The organism is Phaeobacter sp. A36a-5a (assembly GCF_037911135.1).
In the GTDB taxonomy this organism is placed as follows: Bacteria; Pseudomonadota; Alphaproteobacteria; order Rhodobacterales; family Rhodobacteraceae; genus Phaeobacter; species Phaeobacter bryozoorum.
Genome location: NZ_JBBLYU010000001.1, coordinates 2,130,781 through 2,154,265, shown reverse-complemented (window position 1 = coordinate 2,154,265; position 23,485 = coordinate 2,130,781). Strand labels below are relative to the sequence as shown.

Sequence of the window (23,485 nt, the reverse complement as noted above, 5' to 3'; positions counted from 1 at the left end):
TGCATCGGGTGCGCTCTGTGGATAGTTGAGGGGTATCAAGAAGAGGTTCCTCAATGCATCTTGTCGTCAAGTCACACTTAAAGAATTATAGACAGCAATACCCAAACACTTACGATGATCCAACTCTGTTTGAGGCGTTTGTAAATTTTATTGCTTTGAGGAAGTTGTCCTCCGACAATGTTGAACCCGAAGACTTGATCTTCGAAGGAGACGACTCCGGCGTAGATGGTGTGTTGATTGTCGTTGACGATGCCTACGTAAGCACCAAAGAAGAATTGATCGCCACCCTGAAGGATAGGCGCAGAGACGTCAATGTGACCGTCGTTTTTACCCAGGCTAAAACTTCTGAAGCTTGGCAGAAAAAAGAAATAAATACTTTCAATATTGCGATCCAGGACTTTCTCTCAGAAAGACCAAAGTTCCCTCTGTCAGATAAGCTTCAAGAATCGCGGGAGATGTTTCTTCTCCTCTTTGATTTTGTCGGTGTGATCACTAATGGTCGCCCAGATGTCCAAGCGTACTTTGCAACGACGGCTAACCGGTCAATAGACAGGGAGATAGTGGCTGCGTTTGAAAACCTTCAGTGCGCTATTGCGGACTCTGGGTACTTCCAAAATGTTGATGTCGTTCAAGCTGACAGAAATGTTGTAAACTCGATGTGGATAGCGAGTAGCGGTACTGTCGAAGCTCAGATAAAAACCATTGGCTTGGCTGCATTCCCGGCTGCCCCGGAAATTGATGCCAGTTACGTTGCTACAGTTTCTGCAAAGGACTTTGTTAGAAATATTCTTTCTGACGAGGAAGGGAAGTTAAGGCAAAACATATTTGACGAGAACGTGCGAGACTACATAGGAAGCGATAATGATGTTAATTCAGAGATAGCTGAAACAATTTGCGATCCTGAAAAGCAGAAGCGTTTCGGTGTCATGAACAACGGGGTTACTATAGTTTCGCCAGATGTTCGACCTCAGGGTGTCGATTTGTTCATGAGGGATTTTCAGATTATTAACGGGTGCCAGACTTCTAACGTGCTATTTGATAATCGGGAGAAGATTGGGGATCATGCGAACTTAATGATAAAAGTGGTTCACGCTAGAGAGCCAGTGTTCTTGGAGGATATTGTTCGATCCACGAACCGGCAATCTAAAGTTCAAGATGAACAATTCTTGGCGACAATCGAAACTGTAAAGAACATTGAGAAGTATTTCGCGGCGAGAGAGGAGCCGGATGATCAACGTTTGTATTTCGAGCGCCGCAAGAATCAATATTCAGGGCGGGGGATCCCCGCTATTCGAATTTTTGATGTCAAGCACTTGGCTCGTTGTGTGGGCGCGCTATTTCTCGAGCGCCCAGACCTTGCAAGTCGCTACCCAAACAGACTCACGGGCGAACTGAATGAACACATTTTTAATCCTGATTACAAAGAAGAGATTTATCATACTGCAGCGTTAGCATACTATCGGATCTTTTTGCTTTTTAGTAATCAAAAGATTGACCCGAGATTTAGTAATCTAAAGTGGCACCTTATGATGGCTTTGAAGGTTTACTTTGATGACGGAGAAGGGAGCTACTTGAATAGCAAAAAAGTTCTCAAGCTCTGCTCAAAGATGCAGGGCTTTGTCCGCTCAAACCTAGAAGGTGATATTAAGTTGATGAACTCTCTTTGTGAAGAAATTTCAGGTAACGAGCAACTATCGCGTGACCAATTGAGAAACCAAAGCCTCCTTCAGACTATGAGGGTTGCAGTTAAAGCGATGAAATAGTCGTCAACTGGAAGCCCGGTCGTCAGGCCGGGCCGCGCCCGCCCCCCCCCCGGGGCGGGCGCTTCGCTTCCGCCCCCACGGGGCGGGCGCTTCGCTTCCCACCCCGCCGGGCCGGGCGCTGCCCTCCGCGTGCTGATCTAAACCTTGCTATACCGGGGGGAGGGGGCGGTGGGTTGCCTCAAAAAAGGGAGACGTTGTCGCCGCAGGGCAGTCTCGCCCTACGCTGTCGGCCAACCGCCGCTCCTCTCCAAACCCCATGCGCCACTCTCAGCCCATCCGCGGCGTCTGCGCACCAACCCGCTGAAAACCCACCCGTTCCGTGCTATCCTCCACCCCGTTCATCTGGGGAGGAGGACACCATGAAACAGCTGACTTTAGCCGCCGCGATCACCCTCTTGGCGTCGCCGCTTCTGGCCGGACAATGCCCTGCCGACATTGCCGCCATCGACGCCGCTCTGGCCGCGGGCACCGAACTGTCGGAGGCGGATCTGGCAACCGTTCAGGAACTGCGCGACGAGGGGCAGAGCCTGCATGACTCGGGCGATCATGATGCCTCGGTTCAGACCCTGGCTGAGGCCAAGGCGATGCTCGGCATCTGAGGCCCCGCAGGCCAAACAAAATCGCCCGGCGGCAAACCGGGCGTTTCCACATCTTTTGAATCCCGTCGTCAGAAGCTGTTCTGCACGTCCTGTGCGGCGCCGCTAATCGCCTGGCCGGCTTTGGAAATGTCGCGGCCGGCGCCTTTGGTGGTTTCGCAGGCGGTCAGGCCAAACAGCGCGCCCGTCAGGGCGAGGGCGGTCAGGGCGGTTCGGATCATCGCATGTCTCCCGTGGTCGATCTTGCCCAACAGATAGCAAGCGCGCGGCGCGCGTTCCAGTGGTTTGCGGGGCGATATATCGGCGGCATTTTCACGACCGCCGCCGCCCCGGCTGCCCGTCGCCCGCGCCGACCCCATCCCCCATATCCGGTGAGTACCACTTTCGGTCAAAACCGCATAGGTTGAGTCGGGTCGATCAATTTTCGTCAGTACAACCTGTCACCGATCCGGGGAGGATTTCTCAATGAACCACGCCGCTCAGAAAGACATACTGACACATCTTCGCAATGGCCTGCCTGCCGTTGGCGCCGCTTTCGGGGATGCCGCGGGCAACGTCGTGCCGATGACGCCGCGCCGCGCCAGCCCGGCAGTCGCGCAGCCGTCGGAGGCGCTGCTCAGCCGCAAATGGCTGGAACTGCGCCGGGATATCGACTGCGCTCTGGCCCGGCTTGACGAAGGCTCCTATGGCTACTGCCAGATCTGTGGTGATCGCATCACCGACAGCCACCTGCGCGAGCATCCGACCACGCCGTTCTGCGCCTCCTGCGCAGGCTAGCCGCCCGCGCCGGCGATACAGGCCGGAGATGCAGGCCGGAAATGCAGGCCGGGTACCTCCAACCGAGCCCGCATTCCCCCGCCTCCGCAAGTTTGCGTTTACGAGTACCCCCGTTCCCCTGTGGACCCGCAGCAGGTCTCCGTGCTGCATCCCAACTCGCCCGCGCCTCCACGCGGGCGCTTTTCTTTCGCGGTTTTCTTTGTCGGTCCGCTCGCCTAAAGCAGGGGCAACCCTGTCCTGAAGGAGCTTTGCCGATGTCCTGCGCCCTATGTGCCGCCGAAACGCCGCTTGTCACCCATGAGGTCGCTGGCGCCCCCGAGGGCCAGCTGGGCGAGGTTGCCATCTGCCAGACCTGCGCTGCGCAGGTGACGGGCGATCCGGATCCGGCACATATGCGCTGCCTGTCCTCGGCGATGTGGTCAGAAACGCCTGCGGTTCAGGTGCTGGCGGCCCGTCTGCTGGCGCGGTTGTCGGATCAGGACTGGGCGCGGGATCTCTCCGATCAGCTCTGGCTTGACGAGGACACGCGCGCCTGGGTCGATGCGGCACCTCAGCCCGGCGCCCACCGCGACAGCAATGGCGCGCCGCTGGCCCACGGCGACAGCGTGGTGCTGATCAAGGATCTGCCGGTGAAGGGCGCAGGCTTTACCGCCAAACGTGGCACCGCCGTGCGCAATATCTCCCTTGTTGCCGACAACCCCGAACATATCGAAGGCCGGGTCGAGGGGCAGCGCATCGTCATCCTGACCAAATTCGTGAAAAAGAAATAGGCGTCTCACCCGCCACAACGCAGCAGAAATGCGCGCCCGCCCGTTGCCGCCATGTCCCGGATGTGGCACAACCACAGCAACTGACTGAACAGATGAGTTTAGCATATGACTGACTTTGCCGAACGTCGCCGCATGATGGTCGACACGCAGATCCGCCCGTCGGATGTCACCAAGTTCCCGATCATCGAAGCCATGCTGGCCGTGCCGCGCGAAGCCTTTGTTGCCGATGCGCAGCGCGAGGCGGCTTATGCCGATGGCAATCTGGATATCGGACCCGGTCGGGTGCTGCTGGAGCCGCGCACCCTGGGCAAGATCCTGGATGCGGTTGACGTGCAGCCGGATGAGCTGGTGCTCGATGTGGCCTGCGGTCTGGGCTATTCCACCGCGGTGATCGCGCGGGTGGCGCAGATGGTGATCGGCGTCGAGGAAGACGAGACCCTGGCGAGCGAAGCGCAGGGCCAGCTGTCGGCCGTTGGCGCCGACAATGCGATCGTGCACACCGGTGCGCTGGTCGAGGGCGCCGCAGAACACGGCCCCTATGATGTCATGATCGTCGAGGGGGGGGTGGAAACCCTGCCGGAGGCGCTGCTGGATCAGCTGAAGGATGGCGGCCGGATGGCAGCAATCTTCATGTCCGGTCCGCTGGGAGAGGTCAAAGTCGGCTATAAGACCGGCGGCCAGATCTCCTGGCGTCTGGCCTTTAATGCGGGCGCCCCGGTGCTGCCCGGTTTTGCGGCTGTTGAAGAATTCGCTCTCTGATCCGTCAGAGAGTTCACAGGTGATCCGCGCTGACCTTGGTCCGGGCGGATCGTGACAGATCGGCGCCTGAGACCCCTGTGCGCCAGAGAGAGCAGAACGGTACTGCCGCGTCGGTAGGCCGGATCACAAGAGGCTTAAGATGCGCAATAAACTGACGGCAAACCTGGTCAAGGCCTTCGTCTTCGCAGGAAGCGCGGCACTGCTGCTGGGTGCTCCGAAACAGGCTGCTGCCGACAATCTCTCGGATGCGATGATCGGCGCCTACAAGACCAGCGGCCTGCTGGAACAGAACCGCGCCCTGCTGCGCGCGCAGGACGAAAACGTTGCCGCCGCAGTGGCGCGCCTGCGTCCGGTGGTCGACTGGGTTGCCCGGGCAGAGCGTCAGTATGTGCGCAATGGCAACGGCACCATTGCCAGCTCCAACCATGATTCGACCCTGTCTACCGGCATCGATGTCAGCTGGCTGCTGTTTGACAACGGGGTCTCCCGGCTCAGCCAGCTCGCCGCGCAGGAGACCGTTCTGGCGACGCGTCAGGCCTTGCTCGACGTTGAACAGCAGGTGCTTTTTGCCGCCGTCCAGGCCTATGTGAACGTGCTGCTGCAACAGGAGACCGTGGCGCTGCGCAGCAACAACCTGCGGCTGCTGCGCGAGGAACTGCGCGCCGCCAATGACCGCTTTGAAGTGGGCGAAGTCACCCGGACCGATGTGGCTCTGGCCGAAAGCCGCGTGGCCGGCGCGCAGGCCAGCCTGATCGAAAGCCAGGGCGACCTGCGCAATGCCCGTGCGACCTATGTTCAGGCTGTTGGCAATGCGCCGGGGACGATTGCCGGCCAGCCGCCGCTGCCGCAGCGCGTGGCCTCGCTGCAATCGGCAGAAGCCATCGCGATGCGCAATCACCCCAGCCTGCTGTCGCAGCAACACGCGGTAAAGGCTGCGGATTACGCCTCGCAGAGCAACACCCGCAACCTCGGGCCATCGGTCACATTGCGAGCCAATGCCACCCATGCCTCTGACGCCAGCGGGCCGGGAACGCGCGACACCTCCGGCGCCAGCGTGACGCTGTCACAGCGGCTCTATTCCGGCGGCTCTCTGGCCTCGGCGCGCCGTGCCAGCATTGCCCGTCTTCAGGCCGAACGCGGTGCCCTGATCACCACCCAGCGCGGCGTGACACAGGATGTATCGGCGGCCTTTGTGGCACTGGAAACCGCGCGCGCCAGCCTGGTGTCCTCGAATGAGCGCGTCCGCGCCGCGCGGGTCGCCTTTGACGGTGTCCGCGAGGAGGCAACGCTGGGCGCGCGAACCACGCTCGACGTGCTCGAAGCCGAGCAGGAGCTGCTGAACGCCCAGACCGACCGCGTGCAGTCCCGCGCCAATCAGGTGCTGGCGGCCTATGCGCTGTTGCAGGCGCAGGGGCTTCTGACCGCAGAACACCTTGGTCTGGCTGTCGAAATCTACGATCCGACGCTCTATTACAATCTGGTCAAGGATGCGCCGGCCCATGTCAGCCAGCGCAGCAAGGATCTGGACCGCGTGATGCGCGCTCTGGGCAAGAACTGAGACCTCGCTGAGCGCTCGACCGGGGGTCCGCAGCGGCGGGCCTCCTTAAAAACCGCTTAATTCACACGGTTGTCTGAACCGGGACAGATCGCTACACTCAGCCTCAAGAGGCGAGAGTGATAAGCAAAAATGTCCGAACCGGTTACCCAAGCTGAAATTGAAGACGTCCTGTCATCGATCCGCCGTCTGGTGAGCGAGGACAGTCGCACGGCTGATCCCCGGCTTGGCAAGGGGGGCGAGGTGGCATTGGCCGCCCAGATCGCCCAGCCGCAGCGGATCCACCGCGACACGGGCGTGCAGCCGAAAGCGGACACCGCCAACAGCAGTCAGCCGGTAACACGGCTGGTTCTGACTCCGGCCCTGCGCGTCCCCGAGAACAAGCTTGCGCCCATCGCCGATACGCCGATTGCCGATACATTCGTGGCTGACAGGCCGATTACCCAGGATGCCGAGGACGCGGACACCGCACCGGTTTCGCAGCAGGCCTCTGATGCCGCGACATCCGGCAAGGCGCGTTTCGAGGCGCTGATGGCCGTTGATGCGATTGAGTTCTGGGATGAGCCGCAGGACCGTATCGCGCAGGGGCTGGCGCTGCATGACAATGATCCCGGCCATGAGGATCTGGCGTTTTTCAACGGTATCGCCGCCGCAACCGCCGCTGATGCCGCCAAGGCTGCCGCTGATGCGGCCAAGCCCGCGCCGCAACCGGCTGCTGCTGCGCGCAGCGCCGGCGCGCCCTGGACCGACCCCTCTGCCACGCTCTATCAGGCGGCCGCCACCACCGGCCACGCACCTGAGCACAGGCCCGAACACGCACCCGAACGCCGGCCCGAGACAGAGGCGCCAGCGGTTATGGTGAAACCACATGCCCAGCTGAACCCGAAGGTGGGCGCCGTGGTGCAGAAACTGGCCGAGATGGAGGCTGCAAACTCAGCCCGCCCCGTGCTCTGGGAGCCGGATGGCTCCCGCGATACGCCCTATGCCGGCAGCGATCTGGAGACCCTCGCCTGGGAGGATCAGGACAGTGACGCGGAGGCCGCTGAGGAGGTTCAGCTGGCCGCTTCGGCACCGCAGGCCGAGACCCCGGAGGAGAATCAGATCGCAGAACCGGAGGCGGGGATAGAGGCTGATAGCTCGCACCGCGAGGCGCAGGAGACGCCCGTCAGCGAAGACCCGGAAGAGATCACGGAGGAGGGCGCAGTTGCGGCGCAGGCCCCTGACAGTCCCCCCGACGGTCACCGCGATCTGGCCGAAACCGCTGTCACCGACACCGCGCTGGAGGCGCTGGCGGGGTTCAGCGCCGACGAGGGCATTCTGGATGAACAGGCCCTGCGCGAGCTGGTCTCCGAAATCGTCCGCGAGGAGTTGCAGGGCGCCCTGGGTGAGCGGATCACCCGCAACGTCCGCAAACTGGTGCGCCGCGAGATCCACCGCGCCCTGTCGGCCCAGAACCTGCTCTGATCAGATCCCAACCGATCCACTGGCGCGCGTCTCTGGCGACACCATAGCTGCGCTCATCGCGCCTATGCGCCCCGGACCGGTTCGGCCAGCGCCAGCAGCGCGTCCAGATCCATGCAGTCCTCCAGATGGGCCGCCAGCGCATCCAGCGTGGCCTCGACCCCGTCGTCATAGCCTGCAACGCTCTCATGCCCCAGACCAGATAGGACCGACGCCCGGAACGCATCCGAGCTGAACAGACCATGCAGATATGAGCCACGCACGCGCCCATCCGGCGATACGGCCCCTTCCAGACGGCCCTCAATGCTGAGCCAGGCGCGGGCGCAATCCGCGCCATCGGTGCGGCCCATGTGGATCTCGTAACCGCTAACCGGCAGATTGCCGTCGCGGGTCACCGCTTCGGTCAGCGTCACCCGCTTTTCGCCCGCCATCACGGTATGCACATCCAGCAGGCCCAGCCCGGCCACCTTGCCCGGTCGGCCATCGACACCATCAGGATCATCAATTGTCTGCCCCAGCATCTGGTAGCCGCCGCAGAGCCCCATCACATGGCCGCCGCGCCGGTAATGCGCCAGGATATCAATGTCCCAGCCCTGCGCCCGCAGATAGGTGAGATCGCCAATGGTGGATTTGCTGCCGGGGATCAGAACCAGATCCGCGTCGCCGGGCAGGGCGCGCCCGGCGGGCACGATCTCAACCGTGACATTGGGCTCTGCCGCCAGCGGGTCGAGGTCGTCGAAATTCGCCATCCGCTCCAACTGCGGCACCACGATCTTGCAGGCGCCCCCCCGGTGCGAGGCGATGTCCATCATATCCTCGGCCGGCAGTTTCCAGGCCTCCCAGAACCAGGGGATCACCCCCAGCGACGGCCAGCCGGTGCGTGCGGCGATATCATCGCGACCGGCATCAAACAGGCTGCGGTCGCCGCGGAACCGGTTGACGGCAAAGCCCTTGATCCGCGCCAGATCCTGCGGCTCCAGCACCGTATGGGTGCCGACGATCTGTGCAATCACACCACCCCGGTGAATGTCGCCCACCAGCACCACCGGCACATCCGCCGCGCAGGCAAATCCCATATTGGCGATATCACCCCGGCGCAGGTTGGTCTCCGCCGGGGATCCGGCGCCCTCGATCAGGACCAGATCGACATCCGCCGCCAACCTGCGAAAGCTCTCCAAGGCGGCCTCCAGCAGGCCGGTCTTGTCGCGCATGAAGGAGCCTGCCGCCTGGGTGCCGCGCCGCTTGCCCTGTACGATCACCTGCGCGCCGGTTTCCGTCTCCGGTTTCAGCAGCACGGGGTTCATATCGGTATGAGGCGGGCGCATCGCGGCCCGTGCCTGCAACGCCTGCGCGCGGCCGATCTCACCGCCCTCGGGCGTGACCGCGGCATTGTTGGACATGTTCTGCGGTTTGAATGGCGCCACTGACAGGCCCCGGCGCACAAAGGCACGCGCCAGCCCCGCGACAATCATTGATTTGCCGACATTGCTGCCGGTGCCTTGGATCATGATGGCCCGTGCTGTCATGGCCGCCTCTTTCCCGCTGTTGCTGGTGTGATCTGTCACCTGTCAGCCATGGCGGATTTTTCGGGCCATGAAAAGCCCGGCGAGCGGCCGATTTCGCCATGAAACCGCCATCGCCAAAAGAAAAAACGCGCCCCCCAGGACGCGCTTTTCTTTGACGGTTAACTGTCCGTCAGACTGGCAGGTCTGATCAGGCCGCTTCGGCCTGTGCCGCGTTGCGGCGTTCGCTCTCTTCGCGCGACAGTGCAACAGAGGTACGGACACCCCGGCCCACAAATTCCATCAGGCCGCCGACCACACGTTCGTTCGGGTCGATGCCTGCACAGCTCAGCACTTCGCGCCCGTCGCGCGACCGTGCCCACCGAGCGATCTGCTCGGGGCCGTTACCGTATTTCTTGTCATCAGCAATCGCATCGTCCAGCGCAGCCAATACCACCGCCGCAAACAGCTTGCGTGCCCGGTTGCCTTGCTCGTTGTTATATGCGGTGCCGTCAACGAAATCTCGCATCGTGCTTCCTTTTTGTTCTTGCTATTGCAATTTCGGCGTAGCGCTCCTTATGGCGGAATTGTGACGATTCGGATAGCCTTCATACGCATATCTTTTATGCGCAATTTGCATGGCTCCCCGGTCCCTCACACGACATATCGTTGTCTTGCCAGCCGACTCCCTGCCAGATATAGGGGCGGTTAACAGTTCATCAACCACCCGAGAGGGATTTTTGTCATGCCCAAAATCAACGGTAACGAGATCCGCCCCGGCAATGTTCTCGAACACAACGGCGGTCTGTGGGCCGCTGTCAAAGTCGATCACGTGAAGCCCGGCAAGGGCGGCGCCTTTGCCCAGGTCGAGATGCGCAACCTGCGCAACGGCTCAAAACTGAACGAGCGGTTCCGCTCCGCCGACAAGGTCGAAAAGGTCCGTCTGGAACAGAAGGACCAGCAGTTCCTCTATGAGAGCGACGGCATGCTGGTGTTCATGGATGCCGAAACCTATGAGCAGATCGAGCTGCCCGCCGACCTGCTGGGCGATCGCCGCCCGTTCCTTCAGGACGGCATGACCATCGTTGTGGAATTCCATGAATCCGAGGCGCTGAACGCAACGCTGCCGCAGAAAGTCACCTGCAAGATTGTCGAGACCGAGCCGGTGGTCAAAGGTCAGACCGCTGCCAACTCTTTCAAGCCTGCGATCCTGGACAATGGCGTCAAGGTCATGGTGCCGCCCTTTGTTGGTCAGGATGAGATGATCGTCGTCAATACCGAGACCATGGAATATTCTGAGCGCGCCTAAACGGTTAGCGCCAACAACTTCAGCAAATGAAAACCCCCGCAGGCTGTCCTGCGGGGGTTTTTCATGGTGTCACAACAGATGGCAGAGCCGATCAGTTGTAGTCGATTTCAATCTTGCGCAGTTCTAGGCTGTGGCCGCATTCGTCCATCATCTTGCCATAGGCAGCGGTGAACCCGGCCAGAGAGGCATCCAGAACCATCTCGCCCGCGCCATAGGGCACCACGGTCCGCACCTCCATCCGATCGCCGTCCTGCATCCAGAGAATGGTGTTCAGCGCATCCATCCAGCGGACCATGGCGCGCGCTTCGGCAATGCCTTCCTCGTTGATCTCGGCATCGGCGATACCGTAGAACACCGCCTTCTGGTCGATGATAAAGCCGATGGCCTGACCGTTCTGAACCTGCGTCGGATAATGGCGCGCGGCGCTCTCAAACAGCTCAAGCTGGGGATAGGTTTCGGGCGGGCCGACATCGCCTTCGGTCACCGTGAGGCGCAGCAGCGGCAGCCCGTCGCCGCCGGTCCAGGCGGTGCAATCGCGCCAATCGTGCTCTTCGGTGACGCGCATATCGGCGGCGACGGACCAGTCCTGATATTCCCAGTAGTCACTGGAAAACGCGGGCAGGGGCAGCAGCGTCAGGGCAAGGCAGGGGAGCAATCGCATGAAATTATCCTCGTGAAATGATGTCTGAGACATAGCCGCCCGAGGCCGCGCTCCCGATATGACGTCGCGTCACGATCTCGGGTGGCGGCCACGGAATCGCCTCAGGTCTTAACCTGCCAGTGAACCCGTGCGTCCTGCGCACACATATCGTCGCCCGCACGGTCGAATCGCAGATAGGCAATCGCGTGTTCGCCCGACTGGGTGAACAGCGTCCCGACGGCTTTGTCGGCGCGGCGGATCTCGGTGCCGATGGGCGCGCTGCCCTCGATGGCGACGGTGGAAAGACCCTTGCGCAGGGTGGTCTTGTGTTTCATCCGGGCGGTGACCTCCTGGCCGACATAGCAGCCCTTGCGGAAATCGACGCCGTTCAGCCGCTCAAACCCGGCTTCCAGAATGTAGCTCTCCGGCCCCAGCTCGATGCCGGTTTCGGGGATGCAATGGGCGACCCGGATGGCGTCCCAGTTGCTGCCGTCCTCGCCGCTTTCGGTGCCATAGGCGCGCCAGCCCAGATCCGGGTGGCGCGGATCCGCCAGCGCGCCCTCAGGCGCCGGCCCGGTGCCCCGGCGCACGGCCAGATCGGTTTCCTCGATGGTGACCTTGGCGCGCAGCCGGTACATTGTCAGCCGTTTCGCCAGCCCCGCGGCGAGGCTTTCGTCCACGTCCACCAGCAGGTCATCGCCATCAGCGGCGACAAAGAAATCCGCCAGATATTTGCCCTGCGGGGTCAGCAGGGCGGCATAGACCAGCCCCTGATCCACCTTGGCGACATCATTGGTGATCAACCCCTGAAGGAAGTCGCGGGTGTCAGCGCCGGAAAGACGCAGGATGCGGCGGTTGGTCATGGGTCAGGCTCCTGAAAGATCACGAAGGCAATGTAGGTCGCGAAGTGGGCAAGGCCTAGCCGAACATGCGCCGGGCCAGTTTCTGGAACCAGCGCGGCTGGTCGCCGCCTTCGCTGAACTGTCTGGGCGCCTGCGCGGCGACGCCTGCTCGGTCCACCAGCGTTTTGCCGTCCTGAAACTGCAACCGGTAGAGATCGGCATAGATGCCGCCACGCTCCAGCAGTTCCTCGTGGGTGCCCTGATCCATCACACGGCCACGTTCCATCACCACGATCTTGTCGGCATTGCGGATGGTCGACAGCCGGTGTGCGATCACCAGCGTGGTGCGCCCACCCGAGAGTTTCTCCAGCGCCTGTTGCACTACCTTTTCAGATTGCGCATCCAGCGCCGAGGTTGCTTCATCCAGCAGCAGGATCGGCGTGTCACGCAGCAACGCGCGGGCAATCACCACCCGCTGACGCTGGCCACCGGACAGGGCCGAGCCACGCGGACCCACCAGCGTATCCAGCCCATTGGCGAGCTTTGGCAGGAAATCGGCCACATGCGAGGCTTCCAGAACCTCCTGCAGCCGCTCATCACTCACATCAGTGCGCCCCAGCAGGATGTTTTCGCGCAGGGTCTCGTCAAACAGCAGCGCCTCTTGGGTCACCACCGAGAACAGCCCGCGCAGATCATCCAGATCCATGTCCCGCACGGCGACGCCGCCCACGGTCACTGCTCCTTCCTGCGGGTCCACCAGCCGGGTGAGCAGGTTGAAGATGGTGGATTTCCCGGCCCCGGAGGCGCCAACCAGCGCGGTGGTCTTGCCGGCCTCTGCCACCAGCGACAGTTCGCGCAACACATCCGAGTCGCCATAGCGCAGGGTGACATCGCTCAGCGCCACCTCGGGCAGGCCATTGGGGGCGGGCACCGGCGTCTCCGGCGACACCAGTTTGATCGGCGAGTCCATCAGTTCCTTGATGCGTTCCATGGCGGCGGCCGCGGCCTGCCAGGTGCCGCTGATCGAGGCCAACCGGCGCATCGGGTCAAAGGCCAGACCGATGGCGGTGAAAAAGCTCATGAACTCGCCCACGGTCTTCTTGCCCTCGATGATCTCGGCGCCGCCATAAAGCACCACGCCCATCACGCCCAAGCCGGCCATGATGTCGATCATCCCGGTGGTTGAGGCCACACCAAAAGAGGCGCGCACTTCGGAGCGGACAAACTGGTCCATATGGCCGCCGAAACGGTCAGTCTGGTAGTCTTCGAGATTGTTCAGCTTGATCGGCACGATCCCGTGAAAGATCTCGTCGAGCCGGGTCGACAGCGAGGCCCCCAGATCGCGCGCCTGCGAGGCCTTGCGCCGCACATAGCGCTGTACGGCGGCCAGCGGCAACAGCAGCATCGGTAGGCCGACCAGCATGATCGCGGTCCAGCGCCAGTCAACGCTGATCGCCACAGCCAGAACGGCCACCATCTGCGTGACATCGCGGCCGGCACCGGTGATCAGCGCCTGCCAGACCGAATTGATCGCCATCACATCGCTCTGCACCCGCTGGATCAGGAAACCGGGCGGGTTCACCTGATGAAAGGACGGATCCTGCCGGATCAGCCGCGCCAGCATGTCCTTGCGCATATGGGCGGCGGAGGTCTGGGAAATCTTGCTGAGAATGACCTTCTGACAGACGCTGGAAATCCCGCGCATGGAGAAGATGATCAGAAACGCCAGGCTGACCCAGAACAGCGCCGTGGTATTGCCCGCCACAAACACCAGATCGAACATCGGCTGCATCATGTAGCTGAGGCCGCCGACGGTGCCGCCTTCGATCAGCATGAAGACGATCGCCAGTCCCAGAAGGCCCATGTAATGGCGCAGATAGCCGCGCCACAGCCAGCCCAGCAGCTCGCGCGAGGACATGTGCTCGGGCTTTGACTTGATGGCCGGGGCCTCTGCCGTGGCGGGTGCCACCGCCCGCCTGGGCGAGGGGGCGGCATCCACCGCAGGGGCGTCCGGCGTGTCCGGCGTTGCGGATGGGGGCGTCGTCTTGGGGTCAGTCTGGGGCAAGGATCACAACCGATGTGGTTTTTTCTGGCGCTGACATCCACGTCAGGCCTGAGCCATTTAAGCAGCTGGGGAAAAAGGTGCAAGCATGGCGCGGGTTTCGCAGCCGATGGGCCAGCTCTGGGCGGCGGTAAAAACCGCTGCGTCAAATGCGCGTGCGGCGCCGTTGCAAGGGGTTGCAGCCACCGCAGACGCGCGTCACAGTTTGCCCAGATAAACATAGGAGTGCAGCATGACAGCGGGTGTTTCCCTTGCCGCGGGACGCGGATATCTGGCCATTCCCGGCCCCTCGGTCATGCCGGATGCGGTGTTGCAGGCGATGCACCGCCCGTCGCCGAATATCTACGCCGGTGAACTGGTGGAGATGACGGCAACCCTGATCCCGGACCTGCGCCGGGTGGCGCGCACCGATCATGATGTGGCGATCTATATCTCCAACGGTCACGGCGCCTGGGAAGCGGCGTTGCTGAACACCCTTCAGCCGGGTGACACCGTGCTGGTCGCCGCCTCGGGCCGTTTTGGCATTGGCTGGTCGGAAATGGCGGAGGCGCTCGGCATCAAGGTGGAGCTTTTGTATTTCGGCACCGGCTCGGCCTGGGACATGGACCAGATCTCCAGCCATCTCGCCGCCGATACCGCCCATCGGATCAAGGCGGTTCTGACGGTGCATGTCGATACCTCCAGCGCGATCCGCAATGATGTGACGGCAATGCGCGCGGCACTGGATGCCTGCGGCCACCCGGCGCTGTTGATGGTCGACTGCATTGCCTCGCTTGGCTGTGACCGGTTCGAGATGGACGACTGGGGCGTGGATGTGATGGTCTCGGCCTGCCAGAAGGGGCTGATGGTGCCTGCGGGCATGGGGTTTGTCTTCTTCGGGCCAAAGGCGGCGGAGGCCCGCGCCCGCCTGCCACGGGTCAGCCGCTATTGGGACTGGCAGCCGCGTGCCAACCCGGAGGAATTCTACCAGTATTTCGGCGGCACCGCGCCCACGCATCACCTCTATGGTCTGCGGGCCGCACTGGATCTGATCCACGGTGAGGGGATGGAGGCCGTCTGGGCGCGCCATCACCTGTTGGCGCAGGCGATCTGGGCGGCCTGTGACCGCTGGGGCGAAGGTGGCCCGCTGCGGATGAATGTGCAGGAGGTCGCTTTGCGGTCAAACGCGGTCACATCGCTGCACATCGGTGGCGATCGCGGCACGCGCCTGCGCAATTGGGTGGAACAGACCCTTGGGCTGACGCTGGGCATCGGCCTTGGCATGGCGCCGCCGAACAGCCCTGAGTGGCACGGGTTCCTGCGGCTGGGCCATATGGGCCATGTGAACGGTCAGATGATCATGGGGCTGCTGGGCGGGGTTGATGCCGGTCTGAAGGCGCTGGAGATCCCGCATGGATCCGGCGCGCTGGAGGCGGCCTCACAGGTGATCGCCGGGGGTGGCGCGGCATCTGTTGCAGACACATCAGAGAGAGGCAGCTGCTGCGGGTGATCCGCAGCAGGCCCTGACGCAGCCTCAGCCGTTGCGCGCCCGCTCCAGCGCGAGGGGCAGCGCGCGGGCAAAGGCGTCCAGCTGATCCTCCGGCCCGCAGCTGACCCGGATGCAGCGGTTTTGCGGCGCCGCAAAGGGCATCCGCACAAACACGCCCTGATCCACCAGACCCTCCAGCACCGATTTGGCAAAGGCACCGTCACTGCCACAGTCGATGGCCACGAAATTGGTGGCCGAGGGCAGGGGCGTTAGCCCATTGTCGCGGGCAATCTGCGCAATCCGGTCGCGTGCGGTGGCAATGCGGCCCAGCACCTCGGCCAGCCACGCCTGATCCTGCAGGGCCGCCAATGCGCCGATCTGAGCGGTGCGGTTCATACCGAAATGGTTGCGCACCTTGTTGAAGGCGCTGACCAGCCCGGCCTCTGCCAGCACGTAGCCCACCCGCGCACCGGCCATGCCATAGGCCTTGGAAAACGTCCGGGTGCGGATCACGCGGGGATCGTCGATATCTATCGGCAGGGCAGTGCCCTCGGGGGCGCAGTCGATATAGGCCTCATCCAGCAGCAGCAGGCAGCCCTCTGGTAGGGCGTCCATCGCGGCCAGCAGATCAGCGCCGCTGTGCCAGCTGCCCATCGGATTGTCGGGATTGGCGAGGTAGACCAGATTGGCATCCACCTCGGCCGCCTTTGCAAAGAGCGCGGCGGGGTCTTCGTGGTCGTCCTTGTAAGGGACGGTATGCAACACGCCGCCAAAGCCCGCGACATGGTAGTTGAAGGTCGGATAGGCACCAAGCGAGGTCACCACCGCATCGCCTTCGCCAATCAGCAGCCGCACCAGATAGCCGAGCAGCCCGTCGATACCTTCGCCGATCATGATGTTCTGGGGCGCAACACCGTGATACGCGGCCAGCGCCTCGCGCAGGTCATGGCTCTCGGCGTCGCCATATTTCCAGATTTCGCCCAGCGAGGCCTGCATGGCCGCAATCGCCTTGGGCGAGGGGCCAAAGATATTCTCATTCGCGCCCAGCCGCGCCGTGAAGGGCGCGCCGCGCTGGCGCTCCTGGGTTTCCGGCCCGACAAAGGGGACAGAGGCGGGGAGGGAGTGGGCAAGCGGGGTGTAGCGTGGCTGTGTCATGGGCTGAGATAACGTGATCCGGTGCGTCCGGGCAAGCGCGTCGCTTTGCCCCGGCGTTACGCTGGATCACTGCCGGGATCCGGGGCAGTCTGCCGCCAACGGAAATTCCAAGAAGGAGGGCGCCGAGATGGCACGGGTATCGGTAGAGATCGAAGACCATATTGCACGGGTGACATTGACCCGCGGTGACAAGATGAACGCGCTGGACAGCCAGATGATCGAAGAGATCATTGCCGCTGGCGAAAGCCTGATGGACAGCAAGGCGCGGGTGGTTGTGCTCTCGGGCGAGGGCAAGGCGTTCTGCGCCGGCCTTGATCTGATGAGCTTTGCCCAGATGGGGATGAAAGACCCGACAGAGTGGCTGATGAGCCGCTCTCATGGCGATGCCAATCAGGTGCAGCAGGTGGCAATGGTCTGGCGTCGCCTGCCGATGCCGGTGATTGCGGCGATCAATGGCGTGGCCTTTGGCGGCGGGCTGCAACTGGCGCTGGGGGCCGATATCCGCATTGCTGCGCCCGATGCGCGGTTCTCGGTCATGGAGATGAAATGGGGGATCGTGCCGGATATGGGCGGCATGGTGCTCTTGCCGCGGCTGCTGCGCTCCGATGTGCTGCGGCGGCTGACCTATACGGCGGAGAAAGTGTCGGCGCCGCAGGCGCTGGACTGGGGGCTGGTCACCGAGCTGGCCGAGGATCCCATCGCCCGCGCCCATGAACTGGCGACAGTGATCGCCGGGCAAAGCCCCGCCGCCATCCGCGCGGCAAAAACGCTGATCGAGACGGCCGAGGCCAGCGCGGATCGCGCCGAGGTGCTGCTGGAGGAATCCCGTGTTCAGGTCGGTCTGATCGGCAAGCCTGAGCAGATGGAAGTGGTCGCCGCCCAGATGCAGAACCGCGCGCCTAAATTCGACTGAGCCCGACGTTAGTTCGATCTGAAATGAAAGAGAGCCGCGCCGGGATCTGACCGGCGCGGCTCTTTACCTTGGTGTCTGTCCCCGTCAGGGGCGGCGTGATCGTCAGATCGAGGCGCGGTAGATCTTGTCGATGTTGGAGCCAAGCGCTGCGTTGTAGTCGCTGTCGCTCATCGCGACATTCAGACCTTCGGTCAGGGCGCGGCTGAAGGAGGCGATCATCGTGCTGTTCTTCGCCAGCTTTTCGCAGGCGTCATCGGTGGTATAGCCGCCGGACAGCGCAACAACGCGCACCACATTGGCATGGGCGGCGAGATCGTCATAGAGACCGGCCTCGGTCGGGATGGTCAGTTTCAGCGCCACTTTGGTGTCGGCGGGCAGGGCGTTCAGCTCGTCCAGAATCGCAGCCTTCAGCAGGGTTTCCGCCTCGGCTTTGGTGGCGGAGTTGATGTCCACTTCGGGTTCGATGATCGGCAGCAGACCGGCAGCGGCAATCTGGCGGCCGACGATGAACTGCTGGCCGACGACGTTCTTGATGCCGGTGGCATTGGCGCCCTTGATCACCGAGCGCATCTTGGTGCCGAAAATCCCGGCCTTTACCGCGCGCGACAGCAGCTGATCAAGATCGGGCATCGGTTTCATGGTCTGGGCGTCGTCCGCCTTATCCGCGAGGCCCTTGTCGACCTTGAGGAACGGCACAACGCCGCAGTTGTCCCACAGGTAGGCGGGCACCGGGATGCCGTCGATTTCGGCATCCATGGTTTTTTCAAACAGGATCGCGCCGAGGATCTTTTCGCTGTTGAAATCCGGTGCGGTGATGATGCGGGCGCGCATTTTCTGGATTTCGCCGAACATCTCGTCGTCATTGCTGTAGGCGTCTTCGGTCACGCCATAAAGCGCCAGCGCCTTCGGGGTGGACCCGCCGGACTGATCGAGCGCCGCAATGAAGCCCTTGCCGTTTGCGATGCGATCGAGCTGAGCAGTCTGGGTCGAGGTTTCTTGCGCCATAGGTCGGGTCTCCACGAAAAGGGATTGTCTGTCTGGCATCGTCTATACCGCGCCTGCGGCAGGAAACAACTATCTGTATCAAGTGGTTGCGCTAACGCCTCCGCTAACAGTGACGCGACCGGGCGGCGGTTCGGCGAAACATCGCAGGCAGGCATATCCGTCAGGCGTTCGCACGCAAAAAAGGCAGACCGGGGTGGTCTGCCTTTTGGTGTGTTTCAGTCAGGCCCGATGCGCCGGGCGCTGTGCCGGTCAGACCAGCCGCGAGGCTTCCTTGGCGGCGCGGACGAAATCGTCGAACAGCGGATGCGGCTCAAACGGTTTCGACTTCAGCTCGGGGTGGAACTGTACGCCGATGAACCACGGGTGATCCGTCCATTCGACGATTTCCGGCAGGCGACCATCCGGCGACATGCCGGAGAATTTCAGGCCACAGGCTTCCAGCTGCTCGCGGTATTTGGTGTCCACCTCATAGCGGTGACGGTGGCGTTCCTCGATCCGGGTGGTGCCATAGACCTCAGCCACCTTGGAGCCTTCGGCCAGCGTGGCGTTGTAGGAGCCCAGACGCATGGTGCCGCCTTTGTCGTCATCGACCTTGCGCGCCACGGTGTGGTTGCCCTGCACCCATTCCTTCAGGTGATAGACCACCGGTTCAAAGCGTTTCTTGCCTGCCTCATGGTCGAATTCCTCGGAGCCTGCCTCCGCGATGCCCGCGACATTGCGCGCAGCCTCGATGACGGCCATCTGCATACCCAGACAGATGCCGAGATAGGGCAGCTTGTGCTCGCGCGCATATTGCGCGGCCTTGATCTTGCCCTCGGTGCCGCGCTCGCCAAAGCCGCCGGGCACCAGAATGGCGTTATAGCCTTGCAGGTAGGGGGCGGCGTCTTCCTTGTCGAACAGCTCGGCATCGACCCATTCGATCTTTACCTTCACGCGGTTGGACATGCCGCCATGGGTCAGCGCCTCGGCGATGGACTTATAGGCGTCTTCCAGCTGGGTGTATTTGCCGACGATGGCGATTTTGACCTCGCCTTCGGGGTTGTAGATGCGATCGGCCACATCTTCCCAGCGGGTCAGATTGGGTTTCGGGGCCGGCGCAATGCCAAAGGCATCCAGAACCGCCTGATCGAGACCTTCGCGGTGATAGGCCAGCGGGGCCTCGTAGATGGACTTCAGATCCTGCGCGGCAATCACGCTGTCGGCGCGCACATTGCAGAACAGCGCCAGTTTTTCGCGTTCCTTGTGCGGGATCGGCCCTTCGGAGCGGCAAACCAGGATATCCGGTGCCAGACCGATGGAGCGCAGCTCCTTCACCGAGTGCTGGGTCGGCTTGGTCTTCAGCTCGCCGGAGGCCTTGATATAGGGCAGGAGGGTCAGGTGCATGAAGATACACTGGCCACGCGCCTTGTCATTGGCGAACTGGCGTATCGCTTCAAAGAAGGGCAGCCCCTCGATGTCGCCGACGGTGCCGCCGATTTCGCAGAGCATGAAATCAACCTCATCTTCACCGATGGAGATGAAGTCTTTGATTTCATTGGTCACATGCGGAATGACCTGAATGGTCTTGCCGAGGTAGTCGCCGCGACGTTCCTTTTCCAGCACGTTGGAATAGATCCGGCCCGAGGAGACCGAGTCGGTCTTGCGGGCGGCCACGCCGGTGAAACGTTCGTAGTGACCGAGGTCGAGATCGGTTTCGGCACCGTCATCGGTGACGAAGACCTCGCCATGTTCGAAGGGGCTCATCGTGCCCGGATCGACGTTCAGATAGGGGTCCAGTTTGCGCAGGCGGACGGAATAGCCGCGCGCCTGCAAAAGTGCCCCAAGAGCGGCGGATGCCAGCCCTTTGCCCAGAGATGATACAACACCGCCAGTAATGAAAATGAAACGCGCCATGTCTGTTCGGCTGCCCCCGTGAGAAGTCAGAATTCAGCTGCCCGGCGGTTGCAGAAACCGCAGCATCACGGGGCTTTACATATAAAGGATTCGCGCAAAATGCGCAAGCAAGCCGCAAGATGCTGTTACGGCTGCTTTTGTTCATTCTAAGTGTAGTGGATCCTCGCGAATCCCGCGTCAGACGCTCTGGTCTTGCCGGATCTGCCCGAAGCGCAATTGGCTGTCGGGCCGATCCGAGGGTCCTCCGGGCCGGGTGGCCGGATTAGTCTGCGCTGGGAACCAGCGGTGCATTGTCACCCTGCACCGGCGGCAGCAGGTCGCTGCCCAGCGGGGTGTCGGGTGTGTCGGCAGCGCCTTCTGCGGCAGGCGCCGAGAGGCGATCTGCAACCGAGGAGCCTGCGGATTTCTGTGCTGCCAGAATGGTCAGCGTGATGGATGTGGCGATGAAGGCCACGGCCAGGATCCAAGTCACCTTGCTCATCGCGGTGGCTGCTGCACGGCCGGACATGGCCCCGCCACCGCCGCCGCCCATGCCAAGGCCGCCGCCTTCGGAGCGCTGCAAGAGGACAACGGCAATCAGCCCCAGGGCCAGAAGAAGATGGATGATGAGTACGACGTTTTCCATAGGATCCTACGGCGGTTGGCTGAGTATCGGGCGGTAAATAGGGAAGATTGCTCTGAGGGGCAAGGGCTCAGTTTGCCGAAGCGCGGAGAAGGCGGACCTGCGGCGTTTCGGGCGCATCAAATCCGCAGAAAACGGCGCATGAGAGGTCCGGCTGCCGCGGCTGCGCGCGGGCATCACGGCTGGTGATCGGGATCATGACGGATTGTGACTGGACAGCTTTGCGCCGCTGCGGGCAGTCTCGCCCTATGCCTCATGATCACGCAGACGCCCCGCATAGCCTGTTGCCCCCGGACCCCGCCCTGCGCGTCAAGGCGCTGGAGACGGTGCTGACCCGAAAGGGGCTGATTGATCCGGCGGCGCTGGATGAAATTATCGATACCTATCAGAACCGTATCGGCCCGGCCAATGGCGCCCGCGTGGTGGCGCGGGCCTGGGCTGATCCTGAGTTTCGGGCGCGTCTGCTGGCTGATGCCGATCCGGTGCTGGCGGAGCTTGGGTATTATGGCCGTCAGGGTGAACATATGGTGGTGGTCGAGAACACCGCGCAGCAGCATAACATGGTCGTCTGCACCTTATGCAGCTGTTACCCTTGGCCTTTGCTGGGGATCCCGCCGGGCTGGTACAAATCCGACGCCTACCGCGCCCGAGCGGTACGCGAGCCGCGCAAGGTGTTGGCGGAATTCGGCGTGAGCCTGCCCGACGGCACCGCGGTGCGGGTCTGGGATTCCACCGCTGAGGTCCGTTATCTGGTGCTGCCGATGCGGCCTGCGGGCAGTGAGGGGCTGAGCGAGGACGCGCTGACGGCGCTGGTCAGCCGCGACAGCATGATCGGCACCGGTCTGGCACAGCTGCCCGAGGGGGCAGCGACATGAGCAGGCTGCATGACATGGGCGGGCGATTCGGGGACGGGCCGGTGGTGCCCGAGGCAGAGGATGCCCCGGTCTTTGCCGAAGAGGTTTTTGCCGAAGACTGGCACGCCCGTGCCCTGGCGGTGACGCTGGCCTGCGGCGCGCTGGGGCAGTGGAATATCGACACCTCGCGCCACGCCCGCGAGCGGCTGGCACCGAAGGACTACACGCGGTTTTCCTACTACGAGAAATGGCTGGCCGGTCTGGCGACGCTGTTGGTGGAAAAGGGTGTGCTGAGCCGCGCGGATCTGGCGACAGCCGAGGCAGGGGGGCGTCAGAAAGACGGCACGGGCGCAGAGGCCGAGGCCCCGCATCCGCTCGCTGCCCGTGCGCTGAAGGCATCGGATGTGGCCGCAACCCTCGCCAAGGGCGGGCCGGCGGACCGGCCCTCTGATGTGCCGGTGGTCTTTGCCCCCGGCGATGCGGTGCGCTGTCGCCGCCCCGGTGGCAACCGGCTGGTGGCGGGCGGTCACACCCGATTGCCCGGCTATGCAGTGGGCGCCAGCGGTCGCGTGCTGCGCCTGCATGGGACGCATATTCTGCCGGACAGTGCCGCACATGGTCTGGGGGAGGCGCCGGAGCCGCTTTATGCGGTGGTGTTCCCGGCGGCCGAGCTGTGGAGCGCGCCGGAGCATCCGCGCGACGAGGTGGTTCTGGACCTGTGGCAAAGCTATTTGGAGCCGGCATGAGCACAATTGACACGCCGGTGGCAGAGCGCCCGGAACCGGCCTTTGAACAGCCGTGGCATGCGCAGGTCTTTGCGCTGACGGTGCATCTGAATGAAAGCGGGGCGTTGTCCTGGGGCGACTGGGTGATGCGGTTTTCTGCCAGCCTGCGCCGCCATGGGCTGGAGCGCGATCTGAACGGGGGCGAGGATTACTTTGCCGTCTGGCTGGAGACGCTGGAGATGTTTCTGGCAGAGACAGGCCGGGTGGCCCCTGCCGATGCCGAGGGGATGCGCGCCCGCTGGGAGGCGGCCTATCTGTCGACACCACATGGCATGCCGGTTGAGCTGCCTGCGGATTAGTCGGGCGAGTGGCCGGAAATATCGTCTGCGGAGGGCCGGGCGCAGCTGCACCGGTTCGGGGCGCCACCGCCACGGCTGATGGTGCGGCGCGGGGAGATCCGCACCGGGCCTGTGTCGTTCGGCTCTGGGTGTCTCTTCTGTCGCTCTCTCGTGTCCTTCCTGTCTCTGTTTCGCCGTCCCAGTCTATCGGTCTGTTTGTCTGTCTCGTCTCGGTTGCGGTCTCGCGCTGTGCCAAAAGCAGGGATGGCGGCGCCGCCGGTGGAGGTGGACAGGCCCGGATGGGGCCTGCGCAGGCAGGATATCCTGACACGCCCCCGATGGAATCGGGGCCGGTCTCCTGTGCGTGTGGGTGCGCCGGGCTTAAGTGACCCTGACGCGGGGGATCGATCCGCGTCCAGACTGACATATCCTGATCCCGAAGGGGTGAAGAGGGCGCGCGCTGCGGACGCAACGGC

At 62.8% G+C, this 23,485-nt stretch carries 23 protein-coding genes; 13 read left to right on the top strand and 10 right to left on the bottom strand.

The window, feature by feature from the left end; genetic code table 11:
- Positions 1-53: 53 nt before the first annotated feature.
- Positions 54-1,763, top strand: coding sequence for an AIPR family protein (locus tag WLQ66_RS10005; protein ID WP_340546160.1), 1,710 nt, complete (start codon positions 54-56; stop codon positions 1,761-1,763).
- Positions 1,764-2,122: 359 nt separating this feature from the next.
- Positions 2,123-2,362: a PA2433 domain-containing protein gene (locus WLQ66_RS10000; protein WP_340546159.1), complete on the top strand. Its 240-nt coding sequence runs from the start codon at positions 2,123-2,125 to the stop codon at positions 2,360-2,362.
- Between the two features lie 68 nt (positions 2,363-2,430).
- Here WLQ66_RS10000 and WLQ66_RS09995 read toward each other — a convergent pair whose 3' ends face one another.
- Positions 2,431-2,580 (bottom strand): entericidin A/B family lipoprotein, encoded by a 150-nt coding sequence (locus tag WLQ66_RS09995; RefSeq protein ID WP_340546158.1) that lies wholly within the window; start codon positions 2,578-2,580, stop codon positions 2,431-2,433.
- 244 nt (positions 2,581-2,824) lie between these two features.
- Between WLQ66_RS09995 and WLQ66_RS09990 the strand changes: the two genes are divergently transcribed.
- The 5 genes from WLQ66_RS09990 (at position 2,825) to WLQ66_RS09970 (ending at position 7,684) form a co-directional block, all read left to right on the top strand.
- Positions 2,825-3,136 carry a TraR/DksA family transcriptional regulator gene (locus tag WLQ66_RS09990; protein ID WP_340546157.1) on the top strand — a complete coding sequence of 104 codons (312 nt, stop codon included), beginning with the start codon at positions 2,825-2,827 and terminating at the stop codon, positions 3,134-3,136.
- A 254-nt stretch (positions 3,137-3,390) separates the two neighbouring features.
- Positions 3,391-3,906 (top strand): PhnA domain-containing protein, encoded by a 516-nt coding sequence (locus WLQ66_RS09985; protein WP_340546156.1) that lies wholly within the window; start codon positions 3,391-3,393, stop codon positions 3,904-3,906.
- Between the two features lie 105 nt (positions 3,907-4,011).
- Positions 4,012-4,665 carry a protein-L-isoaspartate O-methyltransferase family protein gene (locus WLQ66_RS09980; protein ID WP_340546155.1) on the top strand — a complete coding sequence of 218 codons (654 nt, stop codon included), beginning with the start codon at positions 4,012-4,014 and terminating at the stop codon, positions 4,663-4,665.
- Between the two features lie 139 nt (positions 4,666-4,804).
- On the top strand, positions 4,805-6,223 hold the full coding sequence (locus tag WLQ66_RS09975; RefSeq protein WP_340546154.1) for a TolC family outer membrane protein: 1,419 nt from the start codon (positions 4,805-4,807) through the stop codon (positions 6,221-6,223).
- Positions 6,224-6,352: 129 nt separating this feature from the next.
- Positions 6,353-7,684 carry a hypothetical protein gene (locus WLQ66_RS09970; protein ID WP_340546153.1) on the top strand — a complete coding sequence of 444 codons (1,332 nt, stop codon included), beginning with the start codon at positions 6,353-6,355 and terminating at the stop codon, positions 7,682-7,684.
- A 62-nt stretch (positions 7,685-7,746) separates the two neighbouring features.
- Here WLQ66_RS09970 and WLQ66_RS09965 read toward each other — a convergent pair whose 3' ends face one another.
- Together WLQ66_RS09965 and WLQ66_RS09960 are read right to left on the bottom strand one after the other, a co-directional pair.
- Positions 7,747-9,207, bottom strand: coding sequence for a cobyric acid synthase (locus WLQ66_RS09965; RefSeq protein ID WP_340546152.1), 1,461 nt, complete (start codon positions 9,205-9,207; stop codon positions 7,747-7,749).
- 187 nt (positions 9,208-9,394) lie between these two features.
- Entirely contained in the window at positions 9,395-9,712 is a 318-nt protein-coding gene (locus WLQ66_RS09960) for a DUF6280 family protein (RefSeq protein ID WP_008207990.1), read from the bottom strand.
- Between the two features lie 216 nt (positions 9,713-9,928).
- Here WLQ66_RS09960 and efp point away from each other — a divergent pair, with 216 nt between their 5' ends.
- Positions 9,929-10,492: an elongation factor P gene (gene efp / locus WLQ66_RS09955; RefSeq protein ID WP_340546151.1), complete on the top strand. Its 564-nt coding sequence runs from the start codon at positions 9,929-9,931 to the stop codon at positions 10,490-10,492.
- A gap of 91 nt (positions 10,493-10,583) precedes the next feature.
- On the opposite strand, the gene WLQ66_RS09950 is transcribed toward efp, so the two are convergent.
- The 3 genes from WLQ66_RS09950 to WLQ66_RS09940 all read right to left on the bottom strand — a co-directional run bounded on the left by WLQ66_RS09950 (position 10,584) and on the right by WLQ66_RS09940 (position 13,892).
- The gene (locus WLQ66_RS09950; RefSeq protein ID WP_340546150.1) at positions 10,584-11,153 is read right to left on the bottom strand and encodes a hypothetical protein; all 570 of its coding nucleotides are present in this window, start codon (positions 11,151-11,153) and stop codon (positions 10,584-10,586) included.
- A 101-nt stretch (positions 11,154-11,254) separates the two neighbouring features.
- Positions 11,255-11,995 (bottom strand): CAF17-like 4Fe-4S cluster assembly/insertion protein YgfZ, encoded by a 741-nt coding sequence (ygfZ, locus tag WLQ66_RS09945; protein ID WP_340546149.1) that lies wholly within the window; start codon positions 11,993-11,995, stop codon positions 11,255-11,257.
- A 55-nt stretch (positions 11,996-12,050) separates the two neighbouring features.
- Complete coding sequence (locus WLQ66_RS09940; RefSeq protein WP_340546342.1) at positions 12,051-13,892, bottom strand: ABC transporter ATP-binding protein; 1,842 nt, start codon at positions 13,890-13,892, stop codon at positions 12,051-12,053.
- A gap of 376 nt (positions 13,893-14,268) precedes the next feature.
- Between WLQ66_RS09940 and WLQ66_RS09935 the strand changes: the two genes are divergently transcribed.
- Positions 14,269-15,525 carry a pyridoxal-phosphate-dependent aminotransferase family protein gene (locus WLQ66_RS09935; RefSeq protein WP_340546148.1) on the top strand — a complete coding sequence of 419 codons (1,257 nt, stop codon included), beginning with the start codon at positions 14,269-14,271 and terminating at the stop codon, positions 15,523-15,525.
- A 24-nt stretch (positions 15,526-15,549) separates the two neighbouring features.
- Here WLQ66_RS09935 and WLQ66_RS09930 read toward each other — a convergent pair whose 3' ends face one another.
- Positions 15,550-16,659: a pyridoxal phosphate-dependent aminotransferase gene (locus WLQ66_RS09930; protein WP_340546147.1), complete on the bottom strand. Its 1,110-nt coding sequence runs from the start codon at positions 16,657-16,659 to the stop codon at positions 15,550-15,552.
- 127 nt (positions 16,660-16,786) lie between these two features.
- Between WLQ66_RS09930 and WLQ66_RS09925 the strand changes: the two genes are divergently transcribed.
- Entirely contained in the window at positions 16,787-17,572 is a 786-nt protein-coding gene (locus WLQ66_RS09925) for a crotonase/enoyl-CoA hydratase family protein (protein ID WP_340546146.1), read from the top strand.
- A gap of 102 nt (positions 17,573-17,674) precedes the next feature.
- On the opposite strand, the gene WLQ66_RS09920 is transcribed toward WLQ66_RS09925, so the two are convergent.
- The 3 genes from WLQ66_RS09920 to secG all read right to left on the bottom strand — a co-directional run bounded on the left by WLQ66_RS09920 (position 17,675) and on the right by secG (position 21,095).
- The gene (locus WLQ66_RS09920; protein ID WP_340546145.1) at positions 17,675-18,577 is read right to left on the bottom strand and encodes a fructose bisphosphate aldolase; all 903 of its coding nucleotides are present in this window, start codon (positions 18,575-18,577) and stop codon (positions 17,675-17,677) included.
- 249 nt (positions 18,578-18,826) lie between these two features.
- Positions 18,827-20,470, bottom strand: coding sequence for a CTP synthase (gene pyrG, locus WLQ66_RS09915; RefSeq protein WP_340546144.1), 1,644 nt, complete (start codon positions 20,468-20,470; stop codon positions 18,827-18,829).
- 262 nt (positions 20,471-20,732) lie between these two features.
- Positions 20,733-21,095 (bottom strand): preprotein translocase subunit SecG, encoded by a 363-nt coding sequence (secG, locus tag WLQ66_RS09910; RefSeq protein WP_340546143.1) that lies wholly within the window; start codon positions 21,093-21,095, stop codon positions 20,733-20,735.
- A 245-nt stretch (positions 21,096-21,340) separates the two neighbouring features.
- Here secG and nthA point away from each other — a divergent pair, with 245 nt between their 5' ends.
- Genes nthA through WLQ66_RS09895 form a run of 3 tightly spaced genes read left to right on the top strand, consistent with a single transcriptional unit; the run spans position 21,341 to position 23,030 of the window.
- Complete coding sequence (gene nthA / locus WLQ66_RS09905) at positions 21,341-21,967, top strand: nitrile hydratase subunit alpha (RefSeq protein ID WP_340546142.1); 627 nt, start codon at positions 21,341-21,343, stop codon at positions 21,965-21,967.
- On the top strand, positions 21,964-22,692 hold the full coding sequence (nthB, locus tag WLQ66_RS09900; RefSeq protein ID WP_340546141.1) for a nitrile hydratase subunit beta: 729 nt from the start codon (positions 21,964-21,966) through the stop codon (positions 22,690-22,692). Before nthA ends, nthB begins: the two co-directional genes overlap by 4 nt.
- On the top strand, positions 22,689-23,030 hold the full coding sequence (locus tag WLQ66_RS09895; RefSeq protein WP_340546140.1) for a nitrile hydratase accessory protein: 342 nt from the start codon (positions 22,689-22,691) through the stop codon (positions 23,028-23,030). The genes nthB and WLQ66_RS09895 overlap by 4 nt, the downstream gene beginning before the upstream one ends.
- Positions 23,031-23,485 lie beyond the last annotated feature (455 nt).